15 protein-coding genes are annotated in these 14,157 nt (G+C 52.2%); 11 read left to right on the top strand and 4 right to left on the bottom strand.

Annotated features, from left to right (window positions below; translation table 11 throughout):
• Positions 1-3 precede the first annotated feature (3 nt).
• The 3 genes from EVJ26_RS10290 (at position 4) to EVJ26_RS10275 (ending at position 2,828) form a co-directional block, all read left to right on the top strand.
• A complete protein-coding gene (locus EVJ26_RS10290) occupies positions 4-474 on the top strand; it encodes a cytochrome c oxidase subunit II (protein WP_131456835.1) in 471 nt (156 codons plus the stop codon).
• Positions 475-2,160 (top strand): b(o/a)3-type cytochrome-c oxidase subunit 1, encoded by a 1,686-nt coding sequence (locus EVJ26_RS10285; RefSeq protein ID WP_070328899.1) that lies wholly within the window; start codon positions 475-477, stop codon positions 2,158-2,160.
• Positions 2,161-2,480: 320 nt separating this feature from the next.
• Entirely contained in the window at positions 2,481-2,828 is a 348-nt protein-coding gene (locus EVJ26_RS10275) for a hypothetical protein (protein WP_161567617.1), read from the top strand.
• A 30-nt stretch (positions 2,829-2,858) separates the two neighbouring features.
• On the opposite strand, the gene EVJ26_RS10270 is transcribed toward EVJ26_RS10275, so the two are convergent.
• The 3 genes from EVJ26_RS10270 to EVJ26_RS10260 are packed head-to-tail and all read right to left on the bottom strand — an operon-like array spanning position 2,859 to position 5,140.
• Positions 2,859-3,500, bottom strand: coding sequence for a hypothetical protein (locus EVJ26_RS10270; RefSeq protein WP_131456839.1), 642 nt, complete (start codon positions 3,498-3,500; stop codon positions 2,859-2,861).
• Positions 3,497-4,663: a DEAD/DEAH box helicase gene (locus EVJ26_RS10265; RefSeq protein ID WP_070328906.1), complete on the bottom strand. Its 1,167-nt coding sequence runs from the start codon at positions 4,661-4,663 to the stop codon at positions 3,497-3,499. Before EVJ26_RS10265 ends, EVJ26_RS10270 begins: the two co-directional genes overlap by 4 nt.
• 54 nt (positions 4,664-4,717) lie before the next feature.
• Positions 4,718-5,140 (bottom strand): hypothetical protein, encoded by a 423-nt coding sequence (locus tag EVJ26_RS10260; RefSeq protein WP_070328907.1) that lies wholly within the window; start codon positions 5,138-5,140, stop codon positions 4,718-4,720.
• Positions 5,141-5,500: 360 nt separating this feature from the next.
• Between EVJ26_RS10260 and pflB the strand changes: the two genes are divergently transcribed.
• Together pflB and pflA are read left to right on the top strand one after the other, a co-directional pair.
• Complete coding sequence (gene pflB / locus EVJ26_RS10255) at positions 5,501-7,747, top strand: formate C-acetyltransferase (RefSeq protein WP_131456841.1); 2,247 nt, start codon at positions 5,501-5,503, stop codon at positions 7,745-7,747.
• 56 nt (positions 7,748-7,803) lie between these two features.
• Entirely contained in the window at positions 7,804-8,520 is a 717-nt protein-coding gene (pflA, locus tag EVJ26_RS10250) for a pyruvate formate-lyase-activating protein (RefSeq protein ID WP_131456843.1), read from the top strand.
• Positions 8,521-8,561: 41 nt separating this feature from the next.
• On the opposite strand, the gene EVJ26_RS10245 is transcribed toward pflA, so the two are convergent.
• Positions 8,562-9,788 carry an NAD(P)-dependent malic enzyme gene (locus EVJ26_RS10245; RefSeq protein WP_131456845.1) on the bottom strand — a complete coding sequence of 409 codons (1,227 nt, stop codon included), beginning with the start codon at positions 9,786-9,788 and terminating at the stop codon, positions 8,562-8,564.
• 295 nt (positions 9,789-10,083) lie between these two features.
• Between EVJ26_RS10245 and EVJ26_RS10240 the strand changes: the two genes are divergently transcribed.
• The 6 genes from EVJ26_RS10240 (at position 10,084) to EVJ26_RS10215 (ending at position 14,148) form a co-directional block, all read left to right on the top strand.
• A complete protein-coding gene (locus tag EVJ26_RS10240; RefSeq protein WP_016508398.1) occupies positions 10,084-10,467 on the top strand; it encodes a lmo0954 family membrane protein in 384 nt (127 codons plus the stop codon).
• Positions 10,468-10,490: 23 nt separating this feature from the next.
• On the top strand, positions 10,491-11,147 hold the full coding sequence (locus EVJ26_RS10235) for a PspA/IM30 family protein (protein WP_131456847.1): 657 nt from the start codon (positions 10,491-10,493) through the stop codon (positions 11,145-11,147).
• A gap of 86 nt (positions 11,148-11,233) precedes the next feature.
• Complete coding sequence (gene liaF / locus EVJ26_RS10230; RefSeq protein WP_131456849.1) at positions 11,234-11,926, top strand: cell wall-active antibiotics response protein LiaF; 693 nt, start codon at positions 11,234-11,236, stop codon at positions 11,924-11,926.
• The gene (locus EVJ26_RS10225) at positions 11,923-12,951 is read left to right on the top strand and encodes a sensor histidine kinase (RefSeq protein ID WP_131456851.1); all 1,029 of its coding nucleotides are present in this window, start codon (positions 11,923-11,925) and stop codon (positions 12,949-12,951) included. The genes liaF and EVJ26_RS10225 overlap by 4 nt, the downstream gene beginning before the upstream one ends.
• A complete protein-coding gene (locus EVJ26_RS10220) occupies positions 12,948-13,580 on the top strand; it encodes a response regulator (protein ID WP_070328913.1) in 633 nt (210 codons plus the stop codon). Before EVJ26_RS10225 ends, EVJ26_RS10220 begins: the two co-directional genes overlap by 4 nt.
• 22 nt (positions 13,581-13,602) lie before the next feature.
• Entirely contained in the window at positions 13,603-14,148 is a 546-nt protein-coding gene (locus EVJ26_RS10215; RefSeq protein WP_131456855.1) for a GNAT family N-acetyltransferase, read from the top strand.
• The last annotated feature ends 9 nt before the right edge of the window (positions 14,149-14,157 follow it).

Genomic DNA, 14,157 nt, shown 5'->3' with positions numbered 1-14,157 from the left:
AACATGCATATTCATAAGCTTGAAAAATATTGGCTGATCTTTGGCATCGTTCTATTAGGCGTGTTTTTGGCAGTGCTCGGCATTTCGGCGTTTGCGGCCGGAAACCAGCCCGCATCGGACGCCGATTTGATCGACCCGGCAAAAGTGCATCAGACGGCGCCGTTCGATAAACCTGGACTTAATAAAATTGGTGATAACGAGTATGAACTCGTCATGGTCGCGCAGGCGTTCACGTTCACACCGGGGAACGTTGAAATCCCGAAAGGTGCGAAAGTGACGTTTCTCGTCACGTCACCGGACGTCGTCCACGGTTTCCAGTTGACGGGGACACCGGTCAACATGATGGTCGTGCCGGGACATATCAACTCGCTCACGTATACGTTTGAAGAAACAGGCGAATTTTTAATTCTCTGTAACGAATATTGCGGGACGGGCCATCACATGATGGCGACAAAAATTAAGGTGGTGGACTAAATGAACGACGTAGCCTCAAAACTGAAACAGTGGGAAATGGAGCGCGGTGTGCCGGTGCCGAGCATCGGTGTGAAAGAAGCGCGCCTCGCCTATGCCCACGTTGTCGTCTCGGTACTCGCCGTCTTGATTGGAGCGATCGCGGGACTCATGCAGACGCTCATCCGTACAGGAATCATTCCGGAAGTATTCGGTTACTATCAACTGTTGACGGCTCACGGTATCATGCTTGGTCTCGTCTTTACGACGATGTTTATCATCGGCTTACTTTACGCGCTGCTCGCCAAGTCGTTCGGACGGTTTGAATCGTTCCCGACACGTGTCGCTTGGCTCGGTTTTTGGATGATCATCGCTGGGGCGGTACTCGTGACGATCATGGTGCTCGCCAATAAAGCGACTGTACTTTACACGTTCTACGCTCCGCTCATGGCCGACCCGATCTTCTATGTCGGTCTCGTCCTGTTCGTCGTCGGTACATGGTTCTCGGCGTTCGCGATGTTCCGCATGTATGCGGACTATAAACGGGAACACCCTGGCGTTCACCCGCCACTCCCAGCGTACATGAGTATCATGACGATGTTGCTCTGGGTCATCGCGACACTCGGTGTTGCCGGGACGATTTTGTTCCAACTGCTCCCGCTCTCGCTCGGATGGAAAGACACGGTCGGGATTGAACTGAGTCGGACGTTGTTCTGGTACTTCGGTCACCCGCTCGTTTACTTCTGGCTCATGCCGGCCTATATCGTCTGGTATACGGTCGTGCCGAAAGTCATCGGTGGGAAGATCTTCTCGGACGCGCTCGCGCGGATGGCGTTCTTGTTGTTCCTCTTGTTCTCGTTCCCGGTCGGTTTCCACCACCAGTTGACAGAGCCGGGGATCGATCCGTTTTGGAAGTTCGTCCAAGTCATCTTGACGTTCCTCGTCGTCATCCCGTCGTTCATGACGGCGTTCTCGCTGTTCGCGACGTTCGAGCTGCGGGGACGCGCGCTCGGCGCACGCGGCTTATTCGGTTGGGTCAAAAAGATGCCGTATGGCGATGTGCGTTTCCTCGCCCCGTTCGTCGGAATGTTGTTCTTCATTCCGGCTGGTGCCGGTGGTATCATCAACGCGTCGCACCAATTGAACGCGATGGTCCACAACACGCTTTGGGTCACCGGTCACTTCCATATCACGGTCGGGACGGCCGTCGCCTTGACGTTCTTTGGAACCGCCTATTGGCTCGTGCCGGTACTACGCGGACGGACACTCACGAAATCGATGAACCGTCTCGGTTTGATTCAGACGGGGACGTGGGCGTTCGGGATGTCGATCATGTCGTATGCGATGCACATCTCAGGCCTTCAAGGTAACCCGCGTCGGACCGGTCCGGCGACGTATTTCTCAGACGCGTTGACGCGTGAATGGATCCCGTACCATATGGCGATGGCAATCGGCGGGACGATCCTTCTCGTCTCGGTGCTCATCTTCGTCTATTCGATGTTCAACTTGTCATTCCTCGCACCAAAAGGTGAGGAAGAGTTCCCACTCGCGGAAACGGAAGAGGCGGCAATGGAGACGCCACGGTTCTTCGAGAACTGGAAGCTCTGGATCACGGTCACGTTCGTCTTGATCGCATTCGCCTACACGGTTCCGATTTGGCACTTGATTGAAAGCGCGCCTCCGGGAGCGAAAGGTTGGGTGCTCTGGTAAACTGAAGTCAGCCCTTTGCTAGGGGCATCAAAACGATCAATCCGTTAATACAAGCCGACTATATCGTCCGCTCATCAAACTGACGCATCCTAATCAATGAGGATGCGTCTTTTGTTTTGGATTGTTTCGGGAAATGATGCCGTCGCGGCGAGAGCTCGACGTCACGATGGACGAGCTCGTCAGCAAAATCAAACGGCAATACGGGGAAGGGAATCCGAAGTTAAGAAGCGTTATCGTAGCAAGCAAGTCATCGAAGACGTTTGTCACTCAAAAAATCGACCGTTCAAAGACATTGATCGGAGTGGTCATGGTATTCGACTATGCATCAAGAACAAGTATCAATGGGCAATCGCTATATTCCGATTCAAGCAATGACACTTGAGACGTTAAAAGAAGATACGGGAGATGAATATCGTGCGATGCGATCTGACGGAACAGAATTGATTATTGATTTAAACTCGTTAGAGCAGACGACTCGCCAAGTCATTCAAGGTGCAGTCGGGTCAATCACTTATATCGATCAGTTAGTCTATCATGTGCTTCCTAAAAAAGAAGGAGCCATGTTAGAAGTATATGATGAAGGGGAAATGGTTTCGCGCGCTTCCATAAAAGCAGAAGGAGACAGCGGACAGACGGCGAATCGACCCGTCCATTACTATGTTTACTAATAGAAAAACCGAGAGGCGGCTGCCTCTCGGTTATTTCGTTGGTTTCGGGATGATGACCCCTTCTTCTAAATCAAGCAACATATCGATCAGTTCTGCACAGAATTCTGGGAACTGGTCGAGGAACGCACCTGGACCGACCTCATCCATGAAGTCGATGTACAGATCTGCTACGTTGCCAGCCATCTTCGCTGGAAGTGCGAGGAAGGCCGACCCGAAGCGCCAGCTGCCACGGATATCGAGCAGTTTGCCGAGCATGACGTCGCCCGGTTCACGAACCTCCGGCAACGTCACTTTATACGATTCTTTCGTCTCCCAATCGCGGAGACCGTCCTCGGTCACTTCAAAGACAGAGCACCGGGGGACGGCGAGACCGCGCAAGGCGTGATAGAGGGCGGGTGACATATCGGCTTTATGGTCCGCCAAATAGCGGCCATGCGGTGTCATCCCGTCCTCGTCCGTCTCAAAGAAGACGGCCCAATCGATGAACAAATCGCGGAACAGTTCGGCGTCTTTCAAGTGCCACGTGCCTTCCGAAGCGATCTCTTGGATATAGTTCGTCCACTGCGTGCTGCGTGCGAGTGCCGCTTGCTCGTATAACTTTTTCAGTTCGGCCAGCAATTCGGACTCTTCGACGAGCAAAGGGAAGGGAATTACTTTCCGGTCTTTTTTCATCGCCGTGGTCCTCGCTTGTCTGCAGGACGTTTGACGACCGGCGGTTTGTCTTCGATCCGTTTCTCGATGACTTCGCCACGGTAAATCTCAAGCTCTTTCAATTCGACACCGAGCTGGCGGGCGAACGATTTCAAGTGCGTCAAATCTTCCGGCGTCACGATCGAGAGGACCGTCCCGGCCGCGCTACCGCGAGCGGTCCGTCCTGAGCGGTGGATGAAGTCATCGGTCGATTCAGGTAAATCGAAATGGACGACGTGCGTCACTTCATCGATGTCGAGTCCGCGCGCTGCGAGACCCGTCGTGATGAGGAGCGGATATTCGCCTTTACGGAATTCGCGGAGCGTCTCGACGCGGGCACGTTTCCCTTTCAAGCTATCGAGCATACGGTAGTTCACTTTCATCTTATCGAGCTCACCTTTGAGCGGCGGTAAGAACGAGCGGTTGTTGATAAACGCGAGCACTTTGACGCCGTCGACGTGTGACAGGCGGCGAAGCAGTTCTGGCTTATAGCGACGTGTCGTCAACATATAGCCGTACGTCACTTGAGCACTGACAGTCCGTTCGACCTTCACGTGAACCGGTTCTTTCAAGAATGGGGCAGCCCATGCTTGGAGCGTGTCCGTCAACGTCGCCGAAACGAGTGAGATTTGATGCTCGTGCGCCGTATGGTTGATGATGCGCTCGGCTGCTTCCGTCAATCCGCTGTCGATGATTTGATCGGCTTCATCGAGCACGATCGTATGCGTTTCGTGCAGTTTAAGTTTTTTCTTCTCGATCAATTCAACGAGACGTCCTGGTGTCCCGACGATTAAATGCGGTTTTTTCTTCAAGCGATCGATTTGGCGCTTCAGTTCGACGCCGCCGATGAACGAGGCAATCCGGACGTCACCTTTTTCGGTGAAACGTTGCGCCACCGTTTGGATCTGCATGACGAGTTCGCGCGTCGGTGCGACGATGACGACTTGGATCCGGTCGTTCGAGGCATCGATTTTTTCAATAGCGGGTAAAAGATAAGCGAGTGTCTTACCTGTCCCTGTCGGTGCTTCGATCGTGACGTCTTTTCCTTCTAAAAGGGGCGGGAACGCTTCCGCTTGGACCGGCATCGGTTCGTTAAAGCCAAGGCGTTCCCAGGCTTCGTTAATGAATGGTTTTGTAAAGTTCATATCAGTTCTCCTTATCGTTGGGCAAAAACAAAGGAAGCATAAGCGCTCCCTGGTTCAAATATAGCGAACATGTTCAGTGTCTTGGTCAATCGATGAACGGAGCGTCTGTGTGTACACTTGCCCGTCCTCGACGAGTTTGATGTGCACGTCGATGTGCTCAGGTGAGGCTTCGACACCTTCGACCGTGAAGCCTTGATACACGCGGTATTCCAATTCCTTAAGCAATTTTGCATAGGCGTTTAGTTCTGGATACGTCGTCGCGACGTCGATTGGGCGCGACACGAGTGCGACCATTAAATGGTCACGGAAATCGATGAAATCCTCATTCTCGATATCGTCATCAAAGCGAATCCAAAAGCCTTTTTCTTCAAATTCTGTGATAAATCCGTCGCGCTTGTCTCCAGCCTCTTCGACTTTAAGGGAGATGCGGTCACCGGCTTTTAAGTTATGCTCGGCTGTTAATGGTTCATACGTCATGGGAAGAACCCCTTCCTCTTCTACAATGTTCTGCTTCCATTGTGCTCGATATAAGGCAAAAATTCAAGTTCTATCCCGAACCTGTGAGTTAAGTCACTACAAAAACTGTATGATTTTTCACAACTCCTTAAAGATAATACAGGATTCACAAGAACGTGAACGGACAGGGATTCGTCTGTTTCTATGTAAGTTGAAAAACTACTATAACAGATAAAATAGCGCTTACAAAAACGGCATAACACCAATGTTCATGAGATTGTTACAACTTTCACAAGAATGTAAAACATATTGTTGGCGTTTTCACGTACACTCATATTATAAGGAATCAGGCAGTTATCTCAACTATGAGGAGTGACCATAATGGCAACTGAAATTAAATCAGCCTGGTCAGGATTTGTTCCTGGACAGTGGACGAACGAAGTGAATGTCGGTGAATTTATCCGCTTGAACCGCCACGAGTATACAGGGGATGACCGTTTCTTAGTCGGACCGACAGAGGCGACGAATCGTCTTTGGGGACAAGTGATGGAATTGACGAAAGAAGAACGGGAACGCGGGGGCGTTTGGGATGTCGATCAAAACACGCCGTCGACAATTATCTCACACGGACCTGGGTACTTAAATAAAGACCTTGAAAAAGTCGTCGGTGTCCAAACGGACGAACCGTTCAAACGCTCGATTCATCCGAACGGCGGCATCCGCATGGTCGACGCCGCGCTCGAGTCATACGGCTTCGAACCAAATCCTGAAATCACAAAAATCTATTCAGACATTCGTAAAACACACAACCAAGGTGTTTTCGATGCCTACACACCAGAGATGCGGGCGGCACGGAAGTCAGGGATCATCACAGGTCTCCCAGACGCATACGGACGTGGCCGGATCATCGGTGACTACCGTCGCGTTGCCTTATACGGTTTAGATTTCTTGATTGCCGAGCGTAAAAAAGATTTGGCGAACAATGGCGGTTTCCTCTCAGAAGCAGACATTCGGACGCGGGAAGAGATGTCTGAACAGCTTCGTGCCCTTCAAGAATTGAAACAACTCGGCGCTGCTTACGGATTCGACCTCGGTCGCCCGGCTGAAACGACGCAAGAAGCCTATCAATGGGTATATCTCGCTTACCTTGCAGCTGTCAAAGAACAAAACGGTGCGGCGATGTCTCTCGGACGCGTATCGACATTCCTTGACGTGTACGCTGAGCGTGACATGGCGGCGGGCCGTTTGACAGAGTCAGACGTCCAAGAAATCGTCGATCACTTCATCATGAAACTCCGCATCGTCAAATTCTTGCGGACGCCTGACTATAACGAATTGTTCTCTGGAGATCCAACTTGGGTCACGGAATCAATCGGTGGGATGAGTGAGGATGGCCGTTCGAACGTCACGAAGAGTTCGTTCCGTTTCCTTCACTCGCTCACAAACCTCGGCCCGGCACCAGAACCGAACTTGACGGTGCTTTGGTCGACGAAATTACCGGAAGGATTCAAACAATATTGCGCGAAGATGTCAATTGAGACGTCGGCGATCCAATACGAAAACGACGACCTCATGCTTCCAGAGTTTGGTGACGATTACGGCATCGCCTGCTGTGTGTCACCGATGAAAATCGGCAAACAGATGCAGTTCTTCGGTGCCCGTGCCAATATGGCGAAAGCACTCCTCTACAGCATGAACGGTGGACGCGATGAGAAGAGCGGCGATCAAATCGCTCCGGCTTGGGACATGAACACAGAAGACGTCCTCACGTACGACAAAGTGTACGCTGATTTCGACCGGACGCTCGACTGGCTCGCGGAGCTTTACGTCAACACACTCAACGTCATTCACTTCATGCACGATAAATATGCGTACGAACGGATCGAAATGGCGCTCCACGATCCTGAAATCTTACGGACGATGGCTTGTGGTATCGCTGGCCTTTCGGTGACGGCGGACAGCTTGTCAGCAATCAAATATGCGACGGTCAAACCGGTCCGGAATGAATTCGGCATCGCTGTCGACTTTGAAACAGAAGGCGACTTCCCGAAATTCGGAAACAACGATGACCGTGTCGACGCGATCGCCGTCGAACTCGTCGGATCGTTCATGGAAAAAGTCCGGAAACATAAAACGTACCGCGACGCGCTTCATACGCAGTCGGTCTTGACGATCACGTCGAACGTCGTCTACGGCAAGAAAACAGGTAATACGCCGGACGGCCGTCGTTCTGGTGAGCCGTTCGCACCAGGTGCGAACCCGATGCACGGCCGCGATACGAAAGGAGCGGCAGCGTCGCTCTCGTCAGTCGCCAAACTTCCGTTCGAACACGCGCAAGACGGCATTTCGTACACGTTCTCGATCGTACCGAAAGCACTCGGTAAAGAAGACGTCGCACGTGAACTTAACTTGGCGGCACTTCTTGACGGCTATATGGGTGGCGAGCACAAAGGTCACCACTTGAACGTCAACGTCTTCAATCGTGAGACGCTGCTCGACGCTATGGAACATCCAGAAGAGTACCCGCAGCTCACGATCCGCGTATCAGGTTACGCCGTCAACTTCATCAAGTTGACACGCGAGCAACAGATCGACGTCATCAACCGGACGTTCCACGGTTCATTATAAGTAAAGGCTTGGCGGCCTTCGCTTGAAGGCCGCTCATTCGTTAGGAGGTCATCTCGATGACAATGGGATATGTACACTCGGTCGAATCGTTTGGAACCGTTGACGGCCCGGGAATTCGTTTTATCGTCTTTTTGCAAGGTTGTGCGCTTCGCTGCTTGTATTGCCACAACGCTGATACGTGGGATTTTAAAAAGAATAACCATCGTTCGGCCGAGGACGTCATTCAAGAAGCGCTCAACTATCGTCCGTTCATGGAAGCATCAAAAGGCGGCATCACAATTTCAGGGGGCGATCCGCTCGCGCAGCCAGAGTTTTTAGAAGCGCTGTTGCGTGAAGCGAAAAAACACGGGCTCCACACGACGCTCGATACGTCGGGTGCACTCCGTCCTCCTAACCTTGACGCCATCTTAGACCACACCGACCTCGTCTTACTCGATATTAAACACATCGATGACGACATGTGCAAGAAACTGACAGGACGGAGCAACGCCAACACGCTCGCGCTTGCTGAACATTTATCCGAGCGCGGAACGAAAATGTGGATTCGCCACGTTCTTGTCCCGGAATGGACGCTTGATGAAGGGGCGCTCCGGCGCACGGCGGCGTTCATTCAAAAACTCGACCACGTCGAGAAAGTTGAAATCTTGCCGTATCACGAGATGGGCGTCTATAAATGGGAGGCGCTCGGCCTCGACTATCCATTAAAAGGCATCAAACCACCGACGACGGAAGAAGTCGAGTGGGCGGAAGGGATCTTGCAAGGTACAGTCTAAAAAAACTGCGCAGACCGTTATGGTCTGCGCAGTTTTTCGTGTTATAGCCGTTTATCACGCACGTGGCGGCGAATAGCGTCCTCATCGAGCGGACGGTTGGCGACACCGGTCTCGACAGCCGTCTTCGCGACGGCGATTGCGACGGCCGGTGCGACCCGCTCGTCGAACGGGCTCGGGATGACGATGCCGTTCGCGAGGTCGTCCTCTGTTAATAAGTCAGCGATCGCATGGACGGCCGCTTCTTTCATCTCTTCGTTGATCTCTGACGCCCGGACGTCGAGCGCCCCACGGAAAATACCGGGGAAAGCGAGGACGTTGTTCACTTGGTTGGCGAAGTCCGAGCGACCGGTCGCGACGATGCGGGCCCCTGCGGAAGTCGCGAGATCCGGCATAATCTCTGGAATTGGGTTCGCGAGGGCGAAGATGATCGGATCCGTGGCCATCGTGCGGACCATGTCCTCGGTGACGGCGCCGGCGGCTGAGACGCCGATGAAGACGTCGGCCCCCTCGAGCACGTCGGCGAGCGTACCGATGTGGAGCTTCCGGTTCGTCGCCTTGGCGATTTGGTCTTTGAACGGGTTCATGCCGTCGGCGCGTCCTTCATAAATCGCACCTTTCGTATCACAGATGACGAGGTCCTCGACGCCGAAGCGCTTGAGCAGTTTGGCGATGGCGATTCCGGCGGCCCCGGCCCCATTCATGACGACACGCAGTTCAGGCATCGTCTTGTCGACCAAACGGAGTGCATTGACGAGGCCGGCCAAGACGACGATCGCCGTCCCGTGTTGATCGTCATGGAAGACCGGGATTGGGAGCGTCTGCTTCAACCGGGCCTCGATCTCAAAACATTCGGGTGCCTTGATGTCTTCTAAGTTGACGGCGCCGAACGTCGGGGCCAGTAGTTCGACCGTCCGCACGATCTCATCGACGTTGTGTGTGTCTAAACAAATCGGGAACGCATCGACCCCGGCGAAACTTTTGAACAGGACGGCCTTGCCTTCCATGACCGGCAACGCCGCTTCCGGACCGATGTTGCCGAGCCCGAGTACGGCGCTTCCGTCCGAGACGACGGCGACCGTGTTGGCGCGCAACGTATATTCATAGGACAGCTCTTTATTGTCGGCGATGCGGCGGCACGGTTCGGCGACGCCCGGTGAGTAGGCGAGGCTGAGCGCTTCTGTCGTGTCGACGTCGACTTTTGGCGTCGTTTCTAATTTACCGTGGTGCAAAGCATGCATCTCGAGTGCGCGTTCGTTCAATGTTTTCATAACTCTCTCCCTGTGTGCGTAGGATTTTTTGTCTGTCACAATCGACTACATTGTATCGAAGAAACCGCTTACTTTCGAGCGTTTTACCTGCTATGGACGCAATTATTTCTGAACGATTGTTCATATATGTAGAATTGGTCCTGACAATTCATTGTTCGATACATTCGATGTACCAGATTTTCTGATACCGCTATCATCTCAGTCTACAGACCGAGGAAAAACAAGCCTTCCGCTCGTCGCCATCTTTTAAATGGCGTATTATGATAAGAGTGTACTTAATGAGGAGGGATGACAGATGAATCGCCAAGTGAAGCAAGTGTTGTTCATCGTGGCGGCAATCTCTCTAGTTCTCGTCCTAATCGGCTTTTTACCAAATATGATCATGTTTGGTTTGGGGGCGCTCTTAGCACTTTGGGCTGGAGTCAGATTCATGGCCGTGACGCATGTCGGCGCAAAAATCGGTTACGGCTTGCTCGCCGTGATCGGGATCATCACGATTTTGTCGAATATTTGGGCGTTAATCGGAATTGTGGTGGCATGGATGTTGTTTAAAGGGTATATGATGTATGCCAACCAAAAGCGGGACGTTGAGATCTTAAATGCGGACGGGTCGCGTGCTAGTCGTAGCAGCTTCCAATCGTTCGATCAAGTCTGGCAAAAGTTTGTAAACCGTCGCTAAGTTTTTAGAAGGAGGATTTTATGATGAAGACACCATTTGATCAGTTTCGTGATTTAGCTAACGAGTTGACGAAAGAATTTTCAAAAGAAATGAAAAAGTATCAAGATAAAGAGGCGCCACGCTCGAGTGGGGAAGCCGAATTGAACCGCCACATCCGCGGCGCTGAAAAAGAGGCGTTGTCGGTCGAACGTCTCGTCGAGCGTCAGAAGGCGTTGCTCGGCGAACTCGCGACGAAGCGTGACGATGCCAAATTGATGGCTGACAAGCGCTACGAACAGACAGAGCTCGCGAAACAAGCCGGCGAAGAGAAACTGGCTGAACGCGCTGCTCTCGAGTCAAAACATTACGGTGAACAGTATCGCTACTTCGAAGGCTTGTTAGACGAAGGCGGTCGTGAACTTGATGCCCTTGAGCGCCGTGCCCTTGAGATGCGCCTCAAACTCGACGAGATGCAAAACAAGCGTTACGAGTTCGCGATGCGTGAGAACCTTGATTTGTTGAAAGGTGCGCTCGATCAAATCTTCGGAGCGGACACATCGAAGTCGCATCCGTTCACAGAAGAAGAGAAGAAAGACGCAACGAAAGAAGAACCTGAGGTCGACGAAAAAATCGACGCGATGGACGAAGATGATTTCGAAGCAAAATTAAAAGAACTTGAGCGTCGCTTTAAACAAGACTGACGTACTGGTTCAGCGATGGTCCAGAATATTTTCGGGCCATCGCTTCTTTGCTTCATTGTACATATCGATAGGGAGGGGGGATCAGAGTGGAACGTTGGAACACACGCCAAATCATCGGCTTCATGATTATTTTATTTGCCATCGGACTATTTATCGACATCTTGACGGGTGGGAACAGCGTCCTCTTCAGCATGATTGTGCCGCTCTTATTGCTTTATATCGGGCGTCGCTTCAGCCGGAAAGGAAATCAGCCGGTCAGTTATATCTTTTATGGGATTGGCGGCGTGATGCTCGTCGGACTCATCTTTTCTTCGGCCGCGTTCGGGTTCGTCTTATCAGGATTATTGCTCATGTTCGGGTACCGTTTGTATAAAAATCGACCGCTTGAGTCGAGTCGGTTCCGGTCGCATATTCGTCAAGAACAGGCGTTTTCGTTCGGGACGAAAGAGTCGGGCCATTACGTCTTGCAAGACACGAATGAATTCTTTTTGCTGCGCGACGTCGAGATGGATTTATCGCGCGCCATCATTCCGGAAGGGGAGACGTTCTTGCTCTTGAACGGACTCGCTGGGGATATCCGCATCCTCATCCCGGCCGGTTACGATTATTCGATCGACGCCTCGATCGGTTTTGGCAAGATCCAAGTCGATGAATCGAACTATTCACCGGTGTTTAACCGCCGTTTTTATACGGCGTCCGATGAGTATCAAGCAGCGAACCGGAAAGTCCGGATTCATATCGTGCTCATGAGCGGAAGCGTCGAGGTGATGACCGTATGAAGAAGGATTCTTACCCAAGGACGGTCGTCTGGCACCAATTATTCAGTAGTCTACTGACGGCGCTATTCGTGACGATTGCATTTCTAATAGGTGACTCGACTTCACTCCGAGATTTATTTACACGTGAAGAAGGGTTGCCTTTCGGTGTGTCTATCATTGTCATCGCCGTCTTGATCGGCAGCATATTTGGAGTTGGCTCTTATTTTTATTTACGCCGGGATTTCCGTGAAGTGGCGATTGCCCTATGGAAGCTCGAGAATCAAAAAGAGATCGTGTTCCGGCCGTTATCGCCGTACCGCGACACGCTTGAACGGATTGTCCGTATCAGCAAACAACGTACGGAGATGATCGAGGTCGCCAAACGGGTCGGCGATCGGCCGGTCAGTGTCGAAGAGGCACGTAGCGAGGCGGTCGTCGAAGAACGTCGTCGCGTCGCCCGTGAGCTGCACGACTCGGTCAGCCAACAGCTCTACGCGATCTCGATGATGACGACAGCGGTCAAGCAGACGATCGAATCGAAACCGGAACTCGCCGCTAAACAGATCGGTCAAGTCGAAGTCATGGCACAGACCGCTCAGGCCGAGATGCGTTCGCTCTTGTTGCAGCTTCGTCCCGTCGAGTTAGAAGGGATGACCTTGAAGACGGGGATTGAACGTCTGTTAGAAGAACTGTCCCGCAAACAATCGACCGAGCTCATCTGGCGTCTCGAGGAAGTGAAATTGTCACGCCATGCGGAAAATGAGTTGTTCCGCATCGTTCAAGAAGCGATCAGCAATACGCTCAGGCATGCCAAGGCGAAGCGGCTCGAAATTGAAATGCGGACCGTCCAACAGACGGTCATCTTGAAAATAAATGACGACGGGATCGGTTTTAATGTCGAGGATACACAAGTCGCCTCATATGGCTTACAATCGATAAGAGAGAGAACGGCCGAAGTCGGCGGGACGTTACGTCTCGTCAGCGTGCCTGGAGTCGGTACACAAATCGAAGTGCGTGTGAAACAACAAGTGGAGGGGTTAGAATGATTCGAGTCGTATTGATTGATGATCATGAGATGGTCCGGGCTGGTGTCTCGGCATTTCTGTCGACACAGCCGGACATTGAAGTAGTCGGGGAAGCGTCGGACGGGGCGACCGGAGCGGAACTCGCCATCGCTGAAAAACCGGACGTCGTCTTGATGGACCTCGTGATGGAGCCTGTGGACGGAGTCGAGTCGACGAAGCGTATCAAAGCGAGCTGGAAAGATGCGAAAATTTTAGTCGTGACGAGTTTTTTGGACGATGAAAAAGTGTATCCGGTCATCGAGGCCGGTGCGATGAGTTATGTCTTGAAGACGGCGAACGCGAATGAAATCGCCGACGCGATCCGTCAGACGGCAGCCGGTAATCCGGTCATGGCCGCACAAGTGACCGGCAAGATGCTCGAACGTCTGCGGCATCCGGAGACGACCCTTCATGAAAGTTTGACGGCGCGGGAACGCGAGATTTTGCAACTGATGGCCGAAGGCAAGGCGAACCAAGTCATCGCCGATGAATTATACATTTCGTTGAAGACGGTGAAGACGCACGTCTCGAATATTTTGACGAAGCTTGACGTCTATGACCGGACGCAAGCGGTCGTCTATGCGTTTCAACATAATTTAGTGGACAAATAATCACTCGGACGGGGGAAACGGGATGATTCCAACGATTGAAACGGAACGACTGCAGTTACGGCAGTTACAACCGACCGATGCGGAGCGTCTATTCACGATTTTTTCAAACGTCGACGTGTTGCGCCATTATGGGATGGAGCCGCATCAATCGCTTGGACAGACGGAACAAATGCTATTCGGGATGCTAGAAGGGATTGCCGACGGGTCGATCATGCGTTGGGGCATTATGAGGAAAGGTAATCCCGAGTTGATGGGGACGATCGGCTTCCACAATCGCGCCCCGCGCCATCGACGTGCCGAGATCGGTTATGAGATCCATCCGCATTATTGGCGGAACGGCTACGCGACAGAGGCGTTGCAGGCGGTATTGACGTTTGCTGCGTGTTCCGCAGATATCGAGCGAGTCGGGGCTATCGTCTATCCTGAAAATATCCCTTCGCAGCAACTGTTAGAACGCAATGGTTTTATTCGTGAAGGAACACTGCGCCACTATATGCGCCAAGGTAATCAAACATACGACGTGTACGTATACGGCTACATAGCGAAAAAAGACGGACCACAATGTTAAATTGTGATC

The organism is Exiguobacterium sp. SH3S1, from assembly GCF_004337105.1.
Taxonomy (GTDB): domain Bacteria; phylum Bacillota; class Bacilli; order Exiguobacteriales; family Exiguobacteriaceae; genus Exiguobacterium; species Exiguobacterium aurantiacum_A.
Note: the sequence above shows the minus strand (reverse complement) of the source record. Positions and strands in the feature narration are given on the sequence as shown.

Coding starts and splice junctions, on each gene's coding strand:
- EVJ26_RS10290 (WP_131456835.1), top strand. CDS start 4: ATGCATATTCATAAGCTTGAAAAATATTGGCTGATCTTTGGCATCGTT.
- EVJ26_RS10285 (WP_070328899.1), top strand. CDS start 475: ATGAACGACGTAGCCTCAAAACTGAAACAGTGGGAAATGGAGCGCGGT.
- EVJ26_RS10275 (WP_161567617.1), top strand. CDS start 2,481: ATGCATCAAGAACAAGTATCAATGGGCAATCGCTATATTCCGATTCAA.
- EVJ26_RS10270 (WP_131456839.1), bottom strand. CDS start 3,500: ATGAAAAAAGACCGGAAAGTAATTCCCTTCCCTTTGCTCGTCGAAGAG.
- EVJ26_RS10265 (WP_070328906.1), bottom strand. CDS start 4,663: ATGAACTTTACAAAACCATTCATTAACGAAGCCTGGGAACGCCTTGGC.
- EVJ26_RS10260 (WP_070328907.1), bottom strand. CDS start 5,140: ATGACGTATGAACCATTAACAGCCGAGCATAACTTAAAAGCCGGTGAC.
- pflB (WP_131456841.1), top strand. CDS start 5,501: ATGGCAACTGAAATTAAATCAGCCTGGTCAGGATTTGTTCCTGGACAG.
- pflA (WP_131456843.1), top strand. CDS start 7,804: ATGACAATGGGATATGTACACTCGGTCGAATCGTTTGGAACCGTTGAC.
- EVJ26_RS10245 (WP_131456845.1), bottom strand. CDS start 9,788: ATGAAAACATTGAACGAACGCGCACTCGAGATGCATGCTTTGCACCAC.
- EVJ26_RS10240 (WP_016508398.1), top strand. CDS start 10,084: ATGAATCGCCAAGTGAAGCAAGTGTTGTTCATCGTGGCGGCAATCTCT.
- EVJ26_RS10235 (WP_131456847.1), top strand. CDS start 10,491: ATGAAGACACCATTTGATCAGTTTCGTGATTTAGCTAACGAGTTGACG.
- EVJ26_RS10225 (WP_131456851.1), top strand. CDS start 11,923: ATGAAGAAGGATTCTTACCCAAGGACGGTCGTCTGGCACCAATTATTC.
- EVJ26_RS10220 (WP_070328913.1), top strand. CDS start 12,948: ATGATTCGAGTCGTATTGATTGATGATCATGAGATGGTCCGGGCTGGT.
- EVJ26_RS10215 (WP_131456855.1), top strand. CDS start 13,603: ATGATTCCAACGATTGAAACGGAACGACTGCAGTTACGGCAGTTACAA.